General features: G+C 40.2%; 16 protein-coding genes. 1 reads left to right on the top strand and 15 read right to left on the bottom strand.

The features are described from left to right. Positions 1–5: 5 nt before the first annotated feature. The 4 genes from aroB to QM867_RS07070 are packed head-to-tail and all read right to left on the bottom strand — an operon-like array spanning position 6 to position 3,773. A complete protein-coding gene (gene aroB, locus QM867_RS07085) occupies positions 6–1,073 on the bottom strand; it encodes a 3-dehydroquinate synthase (protein WP_414315426.1) in 1,068 nt (355 codons plus the stop codon). Positions 1,074–1,091: 18 nt separating this feature from the next. Further along, a complete protein-coding gene (locus tag QM867_RS07080) occupies positions 1,092–1,946 on the bottom strand; it encodes a shikimate dehydrogenase (RefSeq protein WP_414294339.1) in 855 nt (284 codons plus the stop codon). Continuing rightward, positions 1,936–2,613 (bottom strand): type I 3-dehydroquinate dehydratase, encoded by a 678-nt coding sequence (aroD, locus tag QM867_RS07075; protein ID WP_301559084.1) that lies wholly within the window; start codon positions 2,611–2,613, stop codon positions 1,936–1,938. Before aroD ends, QM867_RS07080 begins: the two co-directional genes overlap by 11 nt. Next, a complete protein-coding gene (locus QM867_RS07070) occupies positions 2,610–3,773 on the bottom strand; it encodes a class I SAM-dependent rRNA methyltransferase (protein ID WP_414315425.1) in 1,164 nt (387 codons plus the stop codon). The genes aroD and QM867_RS07070 overlap by 4 nt, the downstream gene beginning before the upstream one ends. Positions 3,774–4,019: 246 nt before the next feature. On the opposite strand from QM867_RS07070, the gene QM867_RS07065 reads away from it, so the two are divergent. Then, positions 4,020–5,471 carry an alpha-amylase gene (locus tag QM867_RS07065; protein WP_414294337.1) on the top strand — a complete coding sequence of 484 codons (1,452 nt, stop codon included), beginning with the start codon at positions 4,020–4,022 and terminating at the stop codon, positions 5,469–5,471. Positions 5,472–5,706: 235 nt separating this feature from the next. Here QM867_RS07065 and QM867_RS07060 read toward each other — a convergent pair whose 3' ends face one another. From QM867_RS07060 to cdaA, 11 genes are all read right to left on the bottom strand, one after another. After that, complete coding sequence (locus QM867_RS07060) at positions 5,707–6,381, bottom strand: DnaD domain-containing protein (protein WP_414294336.1); 675 nt, start codon at positions 6,379–6,381, stop codon at positions 5,707–5,709. Between the two features lie 8 nt (positions 6,382–6,389). Further along, positions 6,390–7,334: a homoserine O-acetyltransferase MetA gene (gene metA / locus QM867_RS07055; protein WP_075230842.1), complete on the bottom strand. Its 945-nt coding sequence runs from the start codon at positions 7,332–7,334 to the stop codon at positions 6,390–6,392. Positions 7,335–7,525: 191 nt separating this feature from the next. Then, entirely contained in the window at positions 7,526–8,038 is a 513-nt protein-coding gene (locus QM867_RS07050; protein ID WP_414294335.1) for an adenine phosphoribosyltransferase, read from the bottom strand. Between the two features lie 726 nt (positions 8,039–8,764). Then, a complete protein-coding gene (locus QM867_RS07045) occupies positions 8,765–10,633 on the bottom strand; it encodes an ABC-F family ATP-binding cassette domain-containing protein (protein ID WP_414315424.1) in 1,869 nt (622 codons plus the stop codon). After that, positions 10,630–11,829, bottom strand: coding sequence for a CCA tRNA nucleotidyltransferase (locus tag QM867_RS07040; RefSeq protein WP_414276638.1), 1,200 nt, complete (start codon positions 11,827–11,829; stop codon positions 10,630–10,632). The genes QM867_RS07045 and QM867_RS07040 overlap by 4 nt, the downstream gene beginning before the upstream one ends. Then, positions 11,826–12,593: a 4-hydroxy-tetrahydrodipicolinate reductase gene (gene dapB / locus QM867_RS07035; RefSeq protein WP_414276637.1), complete on the bottom strand. Its 768-nt coding sequence runs from the start codon at positions 12,591–12,593 to the stop codon at positions 11,826–11,828. Before dapB ends, QM867_RS07040 begins: the two co-directional genes overlap by 4 nt. Positions 12,594–12,874: 281 nt before the next feature. After that, on the bottom strand, positions 12,875–13,723 hold the full coding sequence (locus QM867_RS07030) for a DegV family protein (protein WP_075232110.1): 849 nt from the start codon (positions 13,721–13,723) through the stop codon (positions 12,875–12,877). Positions 13,724–13,726: 3 nt separating this feature from the next. Beyond that, positions 13,727–14,101, bottom strand: a complete 375-nt coding sequence (locus QM867_RS07025) for a DUF1149 family protein (protein WP_075232111.1) — start codon at positions 14,099–14,101, stop codon at positions 13,727–13,729. A 65-nt stretch (positions 14,102–14,166) separates the two neighbouring features. Then, positions 14,167–15,516, bottom strand: a complete 1,350-nt coding sequence (gene glmM / locus QM867_RS07020) for a phosphoglucosamine mutase (protein WP_414315423.1) — start codon at positions 15,514–15,516, stop codon at positions 14,167–14,169. Between the two features lie 26 nt (positions 15,517–15,542). Further along, positions 15,543–16,334 (bottom strand): YbbR-like domain-containing protein, encoded by a 792-nt coding sequence (locus QM867_RS07015; protein ID WP_414315422.1) that lies wholly within the window; start codon positions 16,332–16,334, stop codon positions 15,543–15,545. Next, entirely contained in the window at positions 16,321–17,178 is an 858-nt protein-coding gene (gene cdaA / locus QM867_RS07010; protein WP_281334689.1) for a diadenylate cyclase CdaA, read from the bottom strand. The genes QM867_RS07015 and cdaA overlap by 14 nt, the downstream gene beginning before the upstream one ends. Between the last annotated feature and the right edge of the window lie 48 nt (positions 17,179–17,226).

Raw genomic sequence — 17,226 nt, 5'->3', positions numbered from 1 at the left:
TCTCCTTATTTTACTAAGTAAGCTTTCATTTCTTCGAGAGAAACTGGGTGAATCATCGCTGAACCAAGCTCAGGTACCAAAACTAATTTCATGGTATTGCCACGCGCTTTTTTGTCATGAGTCAAAGCCTGATAGAGCTTGTCAAGATCCCAGTTTTCATAATCAACAGGAAGACCAAACTTCTGACACATCTCTCGGATAGACTGGGTTATTCCAGCTGGCATGAGGCCTTTTTCTTCGGCTACCTTAGAGACCTGAACCATTCCCATAGCCACTGCCTCACCGTGCATGATTTTTCCGTAACCAGCAGTTGCTTCAATAGCATGACCGATTGTATGACCAAAGTTGAGATACAGACGAATGCCATTGTCCAATTCATCCTCAACTACCATCTTTCGCTTCACCTGGCAAGAATGATCAATCAAACTCTCTGAATGCTCCAAAATACTCTCTAAAGAACCATCCATTTCAGATAATAAGTCCCAGAGTTCTGGATCTTCAATTAAGCCATACTTGATGACTTCACCCATTCCTTCAATCAACTCTCGCTTACCTAGAGTTTCAAGAACTGTTGGATCAATCAAAACGCCATCTGGCTGGGCAAAAGTTCCCACCATATTCTTGGCAAAAGGAGTATTTACTCCTGTCTTACCACCGATTGAAGAGTCCACTTGAGCTGTCAAGCTAGTCGGAATTTGGACAAAGTGAATACCTCGCATATAGGTTGAGGCTACAAAGCCAGCCAAATCACCAACGACACCACCACCTAGAGCTACGATGCCGTCACTGCGAGTCAAGTCTTGCTTAACTAGAAATTCATAAGCCTTTTGAACTGTGGTTAGATTTTTTCGCTCTTCACCCTCTAGAAAGTCAAAAACTGCCACTTGAAAACCAGCATCCTCTAGGCTCAATTTAACTTTTTCTGCATAGAGAGAGGCCACATGGTTATCGGTAATGATAACGACTTTTTGCGGTTGCCAAAGTTCCCGCAACCATTTTCCTGCTTGAGACAGGCATCCTTTTTTAATCTGAATATCATAAGGATGGTGGGGAAGGTCTATTCTGATTTTCATAGCAGTTCTCCTTTTTCTTTATTGATACTTTTGTTTTAGTAATTCCCAGATTTGATCTGTTGGCATTTCCTTGCCGGTCCATAACTGAAAAGCTTCAGCTGCTTGGTAAAGCAACATGCCTAGGCCATTAACAGCGTGATTTCCCTGGCTCCTTGCCCACTTTAGAAATGGTGTTTCAAAGGGTTGATAAATCACATCTGCTACCAATAGCTTTTCTGGTAAAACGATGCTTGTTGGGATTGGCTGAGAGGTTCCATCCATACCAACACTAGTCGCATTTACCAGTAAATCCGAATCAGTTATCCTTGCTTGCAGTTCAGAAACATCTTCTAAAGCAAATAAATCTACTTTAAACCCTGTTTCATTTTGTAGTTTCTCTAAGTAAGGTCTTGTTTTTTCTATTGAAGTCGAACGTACAAAGACAGAAATCTGACTGACTCCATCTAAGATTGCCTGTGCCAAAATTGCCTTGGCTGCACCGCCTGCTCCTAACAAGACCATTCTTTTCCCAGATATTTTAAAAGAAGGCAAGCTCTTAAAGAATCCCTTGCCATCTGTGTTATATCCGATTAAAGTTCCATCTCGATTCACCACTGTATTGACAGCACCAATCAAACGAGCTTCTTCACTCAATTGATCCAAATAAGGAATAACCTGCTCCTTGTAGGGCATAGAAAGATTGATTCCAAACATCTGGTAACGACGAATGTTGGCAACTGTTTCTGCCAAGTCAGTTCCTTCTACCTCCCAAGCAAGATAAACCCCATTGGTATGAGTTGCCTCAAAAGCTCTGTTGTGAATGAAAGGTGAAATGGAGTGTTTGATAGGATTGGCGACTACAGCTGCTAAACGTGTGTAGCCATCAATCTTCATTTAGTATCTCCCGAATTTTTTTCATGCTAGAAAGTGAAATCTGTCCTGGAGCACTGGCTTCGTCCAGACTCGCAAAAGACCAGCTAGAACCCGTCACATCTGAAGTGATACGAGAAACCTTACCCATTTTCCCCATAGAAATCGTCACATATTCTTGTTCTGGGTTCAGTGTTTTAAAGCCACGTGTAAAGTTCATAAGGTCCAATACATCTTGTTCTGTATGAGCCATAACCGATACTTTAACCACTTTGGGAGTTAGGCTGGTTAGCTCGGATAAGATTTCCATCATATTCTCTGGAGTTTCTTGGAAATTATGATAACTCAAGACTAGATTTGGAAAATCAAGCATCTCTTCAAAAACATCCTTATGGGAGAAATACTCAAAATCAATGTATTCTGGTTGATAGAGTTGAGCTACATCTTTGATAATTTGTACATACTCTGCCGAATCCAAATCGATCTCGCCTCCCTCAGCACGAGTTCGCAGGGTAAAGAGGAGTTCGCGGCCTGCAAATTTTTCAAAAATAGCTGGAGCTACCTGTAAAATGGCTTCCTTTGGTAGGAAGTCGGCACGCCACTCAATGATATCAGCATCGATATACCGCATGGCATCAATCCCTTGCGCCTCTTCTAAACTCTTTGGCATTACTGAAACGACTAATTTCATTTAGTTACCTTCATGCTAATCACCTTAAGGTAATTACTACTTTCATCTTTTTCATTGTAGACAAAGTCTGCTGGAAGTCCATATTTATTGAGAACCTGGTACTTTCTTCCTGCAAATCCTTTGTCGATTTGTTCTATAAATTTTTGACGAGAAACATTGGCAGCATTGGTGCTAGCAATGATCATACCTCCCGGATTTAAAATCTCTAAACTCTGGGAAATCAACTTATGATAGTCCTTAGCTACAGAGAAAGTTTGCTTTTTATTACGGGCAAAGCTAGGTGGATCTAGAACGATCACATCATAAGATAAGCCCTTACGTTTAGCGTATTTAAAGTATTCAAAGACATCCATAACAATGAAACGATGATTGTCAAGACTGAGTCCATTGGCATGAAAATGAGCTTCTGACAGTTCTCTCGAACGTTTGGCTAGGTCTACAGAAGTTGTTTCACTAGCTCCTCCCATTGCTGCAGCAACTGAGAAAGCTGCTGTGTAGGAAAACATATTAAGCAAGGATTTCCCCATAGCTAAACCATCCACCAAGCTACCACGCACTTCATGTTGGTCCAAGAAGATGCCTGTCATAAGACCGTCATTCATAAAGACTTGATAGAGAACTCCATTCTCAAGAACTGTAAAATTTTCTGGTGCTTCTTGACCATAGATAGGGGCAGACTCATAGTCTAGACCTTTAAAACGAACCTTTTCATAAGCACCTAAGACTTCAGGAAAAACCTGAGCAAAAGCTGCTAAGATCTCTTGGCGAAGCCCATAGACATAGGAGTTATACCAGGAGAAAATAACATAATCTTCATAGAGATCCAAAGTCATTCCACCAAAACCATCGCCTTCTTGATTAAACAAACGGAAGGCAGTTGTCAACTCATCTTGATAGTAAGAAGAACGTTTTTGTTTGGCTTTTTCAAACAAATTTTCAAAGAATTTTTGGTTAAAAGAAAGCTGCTGGTTCGTTACAAACCAACCAATCCCCTTATTTTGACGAGATAAATAAGCCTTGCCCAAAAACTGCTTGCTTTGACTAAATAACTCGACTTCCTTATCAGTTTCAGATAGTTCTGGAAAATCAATTTCCTCCAAAAGTACTAGACCTTGGTTTAGTTTTTTTTCAACACGTCTACTGACGAATACTTTATTCATAAACACTATTATAACAAATTTTGTGACAATTCACAAAATAGAAACTATTGATTCATCCATCATCTTGCCCTATCTGAGAGAATTTTTCCTCCCATCAGTCCTGCTATTTTTCTTTTATAGTATTTCAACACTTCTAGTTGAAAAATAGACATAAAATTCAAAGAGTTTAATTATAACGCAAACGTTTGCATATCCTTTGACTTTATGCTACAATAATTCTCATCACTGTAAGTAAGAGGATCAACTATGAAAAATCAAACCCTAATGCAATATTTTGAGTGGTATTTGCCCCACGACGGTCAGCACTGGACACGCCTAGCTGACGACGCTGAGCACCTAGCCAACTTAGGTATTAGTCACATTTGGATGCCACCTGCTTTTAAAGCAACAAATGAAAAGGATGTTGGTTATGGCGTCTATGACCTATTTGACCTTGGAGAATTTAATCAGAAAGGTACTATACGTACCAAATATGGTTTTAAAGAAGACTATCTTCATGCCATCCAAACTTTAAAATCTCATGGGATTCAACCAATGGCTGATATCGTCTTAAATCATAAAGCAGCCGCTGACCATTTAGAATCTTTCCAAGTGATAGAAGTGGATCCCGAAGATCGAACTGTGGAACTAGGAGAACCTTTTACCATCAATGGCTGGACTGGTTTTACCTTTGACGGACGACAAAACACCTACAATGACTTCCACTGGCACTGGTACCACTTTACTGGAACTGACTATGATGCCAAACGCCGTAAATCTGGGATCTATCTGATACAGGGAGACAACAAAGGTTGGGCTCATGAAGAATTAGTCGACAATGAGAATGGCAATTACGACTATCTCATGTATGCCGATCTAGATTTCAAACATCCTGAAGTGATAAAAAATATTTACGATTGGGCAGATTGGTTTATGGAAACAACTGGTGTAGCTGGTTTCCGTTTAGATGCAGTTAAACACATTGACTCTTTCTTTATGCGCAACTTCATTCGCGATATCAAAGAAAAATATGGCCAAGATTTCTATGTCTTTGGAGAATTCTGGAATCCAGACAAGGAAGCAAATCTGGACTACCTTGAAAAGATTGAAGAGCGCTTTGATCTTGTCGATGTTCGCCTTCACCAAAATCTCTTTGAAGCAAGCAAATCTGGAGAAGACTATGATTTAACAAGCATCTTTGAGGATAGTCTAGTACAACTCAATCCAGACCGAGCTGTAACCTTTGTCGATAACCATGATACTCAACGTGGCCAAGCTCTTGAATCCACTGTTGAAGAATGGTTTAAACCAGCAGCCTACGCCCTCATTCTTTTGCGAGAGCAGGGACTCCCATGTGTCTTTTATGGAGACTACTACGGTATCTCTGGTCAATATGCTCAGCAAGATTTCAAAGATGTTCTTGACCGTTTGCTAGCTATTCGAAAAGAGTTGGCTTACGGAGAGCAGACTGACTACTTTGACGACCCTAATTGTATCGGTTGGGTTCGTTCAGGAGCTGGAAATCAATCACCACTTGCCATCGTAATTTCTAATGGCCAAGCAAACTCCAAAACTATGTTCGTCGGTCAAGAATGGGCTGACCAAACATTTGTTGATTTGCTTGGTAACCATCCTGACCAAGTAACCATCAATGCTGAAGGTTATGGAGATTTCCCAGTTACAGAACGCTCTCTTAGTGTATGGGGACTGGCTAACTAATCAATTAATACTCTTCGAAAATCTCTTCAAACCACGTCAGCTTCTCCTTGCCGTATATGTGTTACTGACTTCGTCAGTTCTATCCACAACCTCAAAACTGTGTTTTGAGCAACCTGCGGCTCGCTTCCTAGTTTGCTCTTTGATTTTCATTGAGTATAAAACACACAAAAAATGCCCACAAGCTAGATTTTCTTTCTAGCCTGTAGGCATTTTTTTCTATTATCAATACTTAAAATTAGTCTTTCCAAAGATCCATAGCATTTTGAAAATCTGCAGAAACTTGAACATTTTGAGGATTAGTCGCTTCTCTCTCCTGACGCTTAGCCTCTACCTGGACTACACTCTTAATGCCTTCATGACGCCAGTTTCTTAGGATAGCTTGGATATACTTCCAATTTGGTTTTCCATTCAAAACGGCCTCACGTAGGGCTTCTTTGATCAGGTCCGCACTGGTTCCGTCTTCTTTCAAACTCTTTTCTAAATCTTCGATTTCAAAAGGACTTAAGAGACGACCTAGCTCTTGTTGGAAGGTTTCCACCAAGTCTTTCAAATCATTTTTAGCAGGTGCCACTTGGTTTGGTTCTTGCTTTTCAAAAAGTTGGTCTAAGCGCTCTAAAGCCAAAGTCGCATCAAAAATAACTTCTATTTCTCCATTGAGTTCAATAGTACGATATTGGAGTAAGCCTTTTTCTGTCAAGCGTGAAATTGCTTGATTGACTTCATAGACCTGCTTGCCTATTTTCTCAGCGATTTGGCTTGGGGACAATTCGCCCAAGGCCGTTGTGTTTTGCAGATAAAAAAATTGCCAAACAAGAAAATCATCGCTTGATGAGAACAGTTGATTGTAGTGTAAGAGCAGAGCACTTGGTAACACCAAGTTCCCTGATTTGAAAGCATCTAAATATGTCATAATTCCTCTTATAAATATCCAAAATGAGACACATCTTCTTCTGCACTCTTCCATTCAAAAGGCGTTTCTTGGTATACTGCATAATTTACCCAGTTACTGAAAAAGAGGGCTGCAGATGAACTCCACCTCATACAAGGAAGTTCATGAATGTCATCATTTTTGAAATAATTTTCTGGTATATGTGGATCTAAACCAGCATCTAGATCTCTAAAATATTCCTTTGCGAGCGTATCGCGATCATACTCTAAATGCCCAAAGCTATAGACTTCTCTCAAATCTCGACTCGCAAGGATAGAGACTCCTACCTCTTCTCCTGATGCTAAAATCTCTAGATTTGTTTTGTTTAGAATATCTTCTTTGTGGACTTCTGTATGGCGAGAATGAGGGGATACATATAAATCATCAAAACCTCTCAGTAGAAGATGACCTTCTTTCAAAACATCTTGAGAATAAATCCCAGAAAGCTTCTGGTCCATCTGGTATTTATCTACGCCATAGCGATAGTATAGACCCGCTTGTGCTCCCCAGCAAATATACAGGGTTGAAAAGACATGAGTCTTAGACCAATCGATAACCTTAGTAAATTCCTCCCAATAGTCCACTTCTTCAAAAGGGAGATGTTCAACTGGAGCACCTGTAATAATCAAGCCATCAAAATACTGGTCTTGAACTTCTGAGAAGGTCTTATAAAAAGTCTTCATATGCTCAGAACGAGTTGTTTTCGACTGATGACTTTCCATATATAAAAATTCAATATCTAACTGCAAAGGAGTATTGGCTAAATGGCGTAAAAGCTGAGTTTCTGTAACCATTTTCAGTGGCATCAAGTTTAAAATCAGAATTTTCAGTGGTCGAATATCCTGATGAGCCGCCCTCTGGTCATCCATGACGAAAATATTTTCCGTTCGTAAAATCTCAACTGCTGGTAATTTTTTATCAATTCGAATCGGCATAGAAATCTCCTTACTGTATCATATTGGACTCAAGTAAACATGGTATCGTCAACGGGGAAAAATGCTGACGTTTCTCTTTCCCTTTATTATACTGTAAGAAGATATAGTTTTCAATTATAGTTTTTCTCTAACTAGGTATAGCTTATTTTTATATCAAATGAAGAGAAAACAGCCCTAGGGACTGTTTTTCATTAATAATGCATAAGCACCTTGTAGTCGTAATCTCCGATAGCTTCACGACCTTTAAGCTCATCAAGTTCGATCAAGAAGGCACAACCTGCTACGATTCCACCTAATTTTTCAATCATTTCGATGGTAGCCTTAACAGTACCACCTGTTGCCAAGAGGTCATCTACGATAAGAACACGTTGTCCTGGTTTGATAGCATCTGCGTGCATAGTCAAAGTATCAACACCATATTCTTTTTCGTAGTCAGCTGAAACAACTTCACGTGGTAGTTTTCCAGGTTTACGAACAGGCGCAAAACCGATTCCCAATTCAAAAGCGACTGGACATCCAACGATAAATCCACGCGCTTCTGGTCCAACAATCATATCGATTTTTTTGTCAGTAGCGTATTGAACAATTTCACGAACAGCATAGCTGTAGGCATTGCCGTTGGCCATCAAAGGGCTGATATCACGGAATGTAATTCCTTCTTGTGGATAATTTTCAATACTTGCAATGTAATCTTTTAAGTTCATAGCATTTCTTTCTTTTTAAGTTTTTACTCCCTATTATACCATAAATCTTAGAAAAGAGAAATAGAAAGAACCCCTGGAAACTGAGTCCAAGGCTTCTAATCAAATCTATAACTATTGCTCGTTTAATGAAATCTTTCCTTCTTTTTGCTTTTAGAGTTTTGATTGCGTTGACGATTTTGTTGGATTCGCCACTCTCGCTCAAAGTAGGACATGGTTTCAAATACTCTGCGCGGTAAACCAACATCCAGCAAATAGATTGGGATTTTCAAAACATTTGCTTGCTTTGCAGTCAAAAATCTACTTCGTAGACGATTCCATAAAGAGTTGGGTTTTATAAAATCCTTGTCATAAAAATGAACTTCAATATTATAAAAATCCCTTGAATTTATTCCCCCCTTAATTCTCATAAGAGAAAATGTTTCTACTTATTCCCAAGAATAAAACTGCCAATCTTTTTTAGGATGTGGCTTATAGGAAAAAACTTGGGACGTACATTTCAAATACTCTTTATCTGAAAAAGAAGTCGCAAACGTTCATACAAAATCCATCCAACAATGATGATTAAGAAACCAACAAAGAGTATTAATACCACCAATCCCACAGGTGCCTCCTTGGGATAGGTCATCATAAAAGAGAGTATCCAAATCAGAAAAGCTAACTCAATCAAGCAGAGAAGAGTAGTCCAGATGATTGTCTTACTGCTCCATTTTATGATTTTTTCTTCCATTAAGCTAACTCACTTAAATATTCATAGCGTTCATATTTTTCAAGCAAGGCTTCATTCTTCTCATCTAACTCTTTTTGAAGGGTAGCTAGTTTGCCAAAGTCAGAGCCATTGGCCTGCATTTCTTCTTCAATAACAGAGATACGATTTTCCAAGGCTTCGATATCACTTTCAATACTTGCCCACTCCTGCTTTTCTTGGTAGGTCATGCGTTTCTTTTCTTCACGGACTTTGACAACTTTTTCCTTCTCAGCCTTTTGAACTTGGCTTGTTGCTTCTGCTTCGAAGGCTTTTTCATCTAGGTAGTCGGTATAATGCCCAAAGAAAGGACGAATCTTACCATCTTCAAAAGCGAGAATCTTGGTCGCTACCTTATCCAAAAAATAGCGGTCATGGCTAACTGTCAAAACTGGACCAGCAAAGCCTTGCAAGAAATTCTCCAAAACTGTCAAGGTCGCAATATCTAGGTCATTGGTTGGCTCATCCAAGAGGAGAACATTTGGTTTTTCGAGGAGAAGTTTAAGGAGGTAAAGTCGTTTTTTCTCACCACCAGACAACTTCTCAATCAAGGTGCCGTGAGTTGAGCGCGGGAAAAGGAACTGTTCTAACAACTCCGCGATAGAGGTCGTAGAGCCACCACTGGTCTTAACCTCTTCTGCCACTTCCTGCAAATAATTGATAACCCGCTTGCTTTCATCCAAGCCTTCGATTTGCTGAGAGAAATAGGCGATGCGAACCGTTTCGCCGATGATAACTTGTCCATCAGTTGGTTCAAGACTTCCTGCAATGAGGTTAAGAAGGGTTGACTTCCCAACACCGTTGTCCCCAACGATTCCGATACGGTCCTTAGCTTGTACCAAAAGGTTAAAATGTTTCAGAATCGGTTTATCGTCATAGGCAAAGGAAACGTCCTTAAACTCGATCACCTTCTTACCGATACGGCTGGTTTCAAAATTCATGCTCAAGTCTGTCTCAGCTGTAGTTCCTGAGACTTCTTTTTTCAGATCATGGAAACGATTGATCCGAGCTTGTTGCTTGGTTGCACGAGCCTGTGGTTGTCTGCGCATCCAGGCCAATTCCTGCTTATAAAGTTGCTCTTTTTTGTGGAGAAGAGCAGCATCACGCTCATCCTGTTCCGCCTTGAGGCGAACATAATCTTGGTAATTCCCCTGATACTCGGTCAATCCTGCTCGGTCCAACTCGAAAATACGTGTTGACAGCGCATCTAGGAAATAACGATCGTGGGTGATAAAGAGAACCGTTTTCTTGGAATTTTTCAAAAAGAGGGTCAGCCATTCAATGGTAGCAATATCCAAGTGGTTAGTAGGCTCATCTAGCAGCAAGAGATCATGATTACCCAAAAGTACTTGAGCCAACTGGACCCGTCTTCGCAAACCACCTGACAGGGCTCCAACGGGAGTTGATAAATCCTGAATCCCCAGCTTGCTAAGAACCGTCTTAACCTGACTCTCAATTTCCCAAGCCTGGAGAGAATCCATCTCCGCCATAACCCGCTCCAAACTGGCTTGCTTATCCTCACTGTAGTTGAGCATGAGCAATTCATACTCACGGATCAACTGGATTTCTTTCAAATCGCTCGATAGAACAGTATCCAAGACAGTCTTGCTATCATCAAAATCTGGGTCCTGGGTCAGATAACCAATTTTGTAGTCGTTTTTTGCCGAAAAAGGGCTTACGTCACCATCAAAACCAGAGATTCCCGAAAGGACATCCAAAAGAGTTGTCTTCCCTGTCCCATTGACACCGATAAGACCGATTCGATCCAAGTCATGGATAATAAAGGAAATATCCTTAAAAACGGTCTTGTCACCGACAGATTTACTTAGTTTTTCAACGATAAAATCACTCATTTTTTCTCCCTCAAGTAGGCATGAATAGCTTCCAAGTTATTTTCCAAATCTCCATCTACAATAGCATACTCAATCTCTGCTAAAATTTCTCCCATTTCTGGTCCTGGTTGATAGCCATATTCTTTGATCAAAATCCCACCATTGATTTGAATTTCTTTTTTATCATGGATGGTTAGGCTGTGGTAAGTCTCTTCGATAGCCTGTGGATTGACTTCTTTTCCTTGAGCCTGACGAAGATTTTCAGCCTGTAAAAGCAAATCTAGATCAAAACGGTAACAATCGCGCTTGCTTAGTTCCCCTTCTTCACGAAGTTCTAAGATCGTAAGTAAATCTTGAACTTGCTTAGCGAATTGACGCGAAGTTTTCCAATGTTTCAAAAATTGTTGAGCATCTTCCACTTCTAAAACCCATAAAAGTGCAGCCCAGGCTTGTTCAGAAGATTCAAAAGTAAAATCAGCATCTAAGTCAAATAAAGATTGGAGGTTCTCCTGACTACCAGCCATATCCGGAAGATAATCATAAGCTTTACTTGCAATCATAGAAGACAGACCTACTCGCCAATGAGGAGCTAATAGAAGTTTATCAAATTCAACAAAAGTACGTTCCACAGAAATTTTCTCTAATAGTGGTGTCAGATCTTTCATAGCTTCAAAGGTTTCTTGCTCAAGCTCAAAGCCAAGACTGGCCTGAAAACGGAAACCACGCATAATCCGCAAAGCATCTTCATTGAAACGCTCACTAGCTACACCAACTGCTCGTAAAACTTGATTATCTAGATCTCTCAAACCATCGAACAAATCAATGATTTTTCCCATCTCATCCAAGGCAAAGGCATTGACTGTGAAATCACGGCGTTTGAGGTCCTCTTCTAACGAACGAACAAAAGAAACTGAACTTGGTCTACGGTAGTCTACATAGACATCCTCAGTTCTAAAAGTGGTTACTTCGTACTCTTCATCTCCGTCTAAAACCAAAACTGTTCCGTGCTCAATGCCAATGTCAGCTGTCCGTGGAAAAATCTGCTTGGTCTCTTCTGGATAAGATGAAGTCGCAATATCCACATCATGGATGGGACGATTGAGTAGGGCATCCCTAACAGAGCCTCCAACAAAATAGGCTTCAAAGCCTGCTTCTTTAATTTTTTCTAATACTGGTAAAGCCTTCTGAAATTCAGAAGGCATTTGTGTTAATCTCATAATAAGTGTTCTAATCCATAGACAAGCTCATGACGCTTGACAACTTCTTTGATTCCCAAATTCACCCCTGTCATGAAGGAGCTACGATCATAGGAGTCATGACGTAGAGTCAATCCTTCTCCCTGATTTCCAAATATAACTTCCTGATGAGCTACCAAACCTGGCAAACGGACTGAGTGGATTCGCATACCATCAAAGTTGGCTCCACGTGCCCCTGAAATGAGTTCTTCCTCATCACTAGCACCTTGTTGGATAGACTCACGAACTTCTGTCATCAATTCCGCTGTTTTGATAGCTGTTCCGCTCGGAGCATCTTTTTTCTTGTCATGGTGAAGCTCAATAATCTCTACATTTGGGAAGTATTTTGCAGCTTGTGCCGCAAATTGCATGAGCAAGACAGCACCCAAAGCAAAGTTGGGAGCAATCAAGCCACCCAAGTCTTGTGAACGAGAAAAATCTTTTAATTCTTCGATTTCCTGACTAGTAAAGCCTGTTGTACCAACCACTGGAGCAAAGCCATTTTCAAGAGCAAAACGTGTATTCTCATAGGCAACAGCTGGCGTTGTAAAGTCAACCCATACATCTGCCTCAAAACCTGCCAAGTCATTCTTATCATTGAAAACAGGAACTCCTTGCCATTGGGTCTCAGACTCGAAAGGATCTACAACTGCTACTAGTTCAAGTTCAGGATCAGACAAAACCATTTGACAAGCAGATTGGCCCATTCTTCCCTTAAAACCAGCAATAATTACTCGAATACTCATCTCAATCTCTACTCCTGTTTAAGATACAAAGGACGTTAGCTGCCCATGAAAAATAGGGAATGGCGCTGACTTTCCACGAAAGGCAAGACAGGCATCTTTTTTCAAGAGGCAGGTAGTCCGTGTTCAATTTCTAAGATACAAAGCCTGTAAGAACACAAAGTGAAAATAGGAGGTCTGAGCAAGGAGTATCTACTCCTTGGAAGAACTATCTTTTTCACACTGGGTTCCAGACGTGTTGAATTTCAAGATACAAAGGACCTTAGTTGCCCCTAAAAAATAGTCTAGATTATGGGTGTATAGCCCAAAGCAATACTTCCTTCTCCCAGGTGAGTCCCAATAACACTACCGAAGGTTGCAATTGAAACATCTGTAGCCACTCCACCATCAATCAAAAGTTGACGTAAATCTGCTGCTTTTTGAGGAGCATTCCCGTGAATGACAGTAATCTGGTAATTCCCAATAGCTGTTGCTTCTTTAACAATTTCAACCAAGCGTTTGGTAGCCTTTTTCTCTGTACGAACCTTTTCATATACTTCTATCACACCTTGGTCATTGAAGTATAGGATTGGCTTGATACTAAGGAGATTCCCTAAAATGGCCGCACCATTTGAAAGACGTCCCCCCTTAACTAGATGGTCAAGATCATCCACCATAATAAAGGCTGAGGTATTTTCAATCTGTTCAGTTACTTTATCTAAGATAGACTCGAAACCATCTCCCTGTTCTACCCATTTAAAGACACTTTCAGCCATATAGCCTAAAGGAGCACTTGTAATTCGAGTATCTGGAAAAGCAATGGTCAAACCTTCAAACTCATCCTTCATGTATTGGATATTTTGGTAAAACCCTGAAATTCCAGAAGATAGGAAAAGACCCAAGGCATGTGTATAGCCTTTAGCTTTTAATGATGATAAAATTTCATCTAACTTGGCAATACTTGGTTGGCTCGTTTTTGGCAATTCGCTTGCTGAAGCCATTTTTTCATAAAATTCTTGAGCGGTTAGATTTACACCTTCAACATACTCCTGTCCATCGATATTCACAGGAATGTCTAGCACAAATAAATCTTCTTTCCGCAAGGTTTCCGCTTGTAGAAAAGCAGACGAGTCTGTTATGACCGCTAATTTCATTTCTTAAAACTCCAAATTAATTCCCGGTATATCAAGGGCAATTTCTGTTACTTCATAAGTCAAACGATTAAGCATATCCAAACATGGACGAGCTAGTGTCTCAACCTCTTCTTGGCTGAAATCACTTGGTTGATCGATAATACGACCTTCAACATGATTGACTTGAGAAATCGTTCCACTAATGACAAATCGATCAAAGACAATCATAAAGCTCAAAACAACTACCAAAGAAGTAACTTGATTATCTTGATCATGCTGAAGCAACTGGAAGTTTACATCAACCTTAGTTTCAGGTGCTCCATTTTCATTTTCCCATTCAAAGTTACGCGCATCAAAGTGATACTGGCTGACAAATTCTTGTTCACGTTTTAAATTCATTTTCATCTCCATTAGTACAATATAGTTGCCATTGTACCATATTTTTTTATTTTCTGCTAGAGTTACTAAATACCAATCTCAGTTTTAACAACTTCAGCAATAGTGTCTACATAGTAGTCTACTTCCTCAGTAGTAGGTGCTTCTGCCATGACACGCAAGAGTGGCTCCGTTCCACTTGGGCGAACGAGGATGCGACCATTACCTGCCATTTCTGCTTCCATCTTCTCAATAATAGCCTTGATAGCTGGCACTTCCATGGCTTTTTCTTTCATGGCATTTTCCACACGAATATTGACTAATTTTTGTGGGTAAATGGTCACTTCTGAGGCCAATTGAGACAAACTCTTACCTGTTTCTTGCATGATTTTCGTCAATTGCACAGCTGATAGTTGCCCATCACCAGTAGTATTATAGTCCATCAAGATAATGTGACCTGACTGCTCACCACCGAGATTGTAGCCAGATTTTCTCATTTCTTCAACGACATAGCGGTCTCCAACAGCAGTAACTGCTTTATTGATTCCTTCACGATCCAAGGCCTTATGGAAACCAAGGTTGGACATAACTGTTGTCACAATAGTGTTTTGGGCCAACTGACCTTTTTCAGAAAGGTATTTACCAATAATGTACATAATCTTGTCACCATCGACGATGTCGCCATTTTCATCAACAGCAATTAAACGGTCACTATCCCCATCGAAGGCTAAGCCAATGGCAGATTGACTTTCTTTTACAAGTTCTTGCAAAGCTTCTGGATGAGTTGAACCAACGTTCAAGTTGATATTAAGGCCATCTGGTGTTTCACCGATAACTGTTAATTGAGCACCTAGGTCTGCAAAAATTTGACGAGCACTTGTTGCAGCTGCACCGTTGGCAGTATCCAAGGCCACCTTCATCCCTTCAAGAGGAGTTCCAGTTGAAACAAGGTAGGCTTCGTACTTGCGCAAGCCTTCTGGATAATCAACAACAGTACCTAAACCTTCAGCGCTTGGACGTGGAAGAGTATCTTCACTTGAATCAAGCAAGGCTTCGATTTCTGCTTCTTTGTCATCGTCTAGTTTAAAGCCGTCACCACCAAAGAATTTAATTCCGTTATCAAGGGCTGGGTTATGACTAGCTGAAATCATGACACCTGCACTTGCTCCCTCAGTTTTAACCAAGTATGCTACTGCTGGTGTTGCAAGAACTCCAAGCTTATAAACGTGAATTCCGACTGAAAGGAGACCAGCAATCAAAGCCGCTTCTAGCATTTGACCTGAAATACGTGTGTCGCGTCCTACAAAAACTTTCGGCGCTTCAGTCGTATGTTGACTGAGGACATAACCTCCGAAACGACCAAGTTTAAAAGCCAATTCTGGCGTTAATTCTACGTTTGCTTCTCCACGGACTCCGTCCGTTCCAAAATATTTACCCATTTTTTATCCTTTTCTATTGTGTTTTATTAGTCTTTTTTTGAAGAGTCTGACTTGGTTTCAGAACTAGTTGAAGACGAACTGCCCAAAGATGAGCTTGTCGTTGCTGAGCTAGAACTACTTGCTGATCGAGCTTGTTTCGTTGTTATCTTCATGGTTGTTTCATACGGTGTAATCACCGTTGGTAGAACTGTTCCATTTTTATCAACTGCTTGAAGAGGCACCGAACCAGAGTAATTCCCTGAAATTTGCTCACTCGTTGGTAAAACAGCCACAATCTTATCAATCTTAGACAAGGTATCAACATCACTAGTAACCGAAACGCGTTCATCTGAAACAGTCACACTATCGATGAGAATTCGTTCATCAACCTTACCAGAGTCAATCTGTGGAGTGACTGGTAAATTATCCCGTGTTGCTTTCTTCCCAATTTTAACGGTGATTTTCTGCGGTGTTGCTAGGGCTGTTAAACCACTTGGTAGATTCTCAATGGTCAAGGGAACTTCAACGGTTCCTTCTGTCGCCTGTGTTAAATCTGCAGTAACCTTAAATTTACGAGTGCTTTCTTGCATCTCACTAGCCAAGGTCACTCGATTGGATCCAGTTAAAAATACCGTTACTTCTGAACTAAAACCACTAATAAAATACTGCTCACTATCGTACTGAATATCAATTGGTACATTTACGACCGTATTGGTATAGGTTTCTGTTCGAGCCGGTCTTGCATTATTATTATTTTGATAATTAATAGAGGTAGCGTAAATAAATAAAACGCAAGCAAAGAGGAGTGAGGAGATGATATATAAACTATTTTTTTTCATTCTTCCAGCCTCCTAATATACGCTCTGTTAAGCTTGGCTCTTGTGAATTTTCCGGAATCAGTATACGACGTAGCTCTTCCTCAAATTCTTCCATCGTTAAATCATGCTTAAAGACACCATTATAGGTAATGGAAATACCTCCAGTTTCCTCTGATACCACAAAAGTGAGAGCATCAGAAACCTCAGATAAACCAATGGCTGCACGGTGTCGCGTTCCAAACTCCTTAGAAATACCAGTGTCTTCAGTAAGTGGAAGATAAGCAGATGTTACAGCTATTCGATCACCTTTTATAATGACTGCACCATCATGTAAAGGTGTGTTTGGAATGAAGATATTGATTAAGAGTTCTGCAGAAATCTTAGCATCTAAAGGAATCCCCGTGGAAATATATTCCTGCAAGGTTCTGACACGCTGAACTGATACAAGTGCTCCAATTTTTCGCGGGCTCATATATTCAACTGCTTTAACAAAGGCCTGAATCATCTGTTCTTCTGAACTCATTGGTGTACTTGAAAAGAAATCAGTCGCACGTCCTAATCGCTCTAAACCTGTCCGAATTTCTGGAGAGAAAATAACAACCGCTGCGATAACACCGTAAGTAATCAATTGATTGATCAACCAAGAAATAGTCGTCAAGCCCAGAGTATTTGCTACTATCTGAGCTAAGATAAAAACTAAAACACCTCGAACCAGGATCATAATCTTGGTTCCTGCAATTGATTTTGTAAATTGGTATAAGATATAGGCAACGATAAGAATATCAATCACATTTATCAGAATACTCCAAGGACTGGAAAATAAACTAGACCAGTATTGAAGATTAGATAATTGCTGAAAATTCATTCTAGGCCTCCTCTCCATAAAAAAGCTACTCTTCATTATATCATTTTA

Source organism: Streptococcus infantis (assembly GCF_047463635.1).
Classification (GTDB): Bacteria; Bacillota; Bacilli; order Lactobacillales; family Streptococcaceae; genus Streptococcus; species Streptococcus infantis_W.
This window is presented reverse-complemented; position numbering and strand designations above follow the sequence as displayed.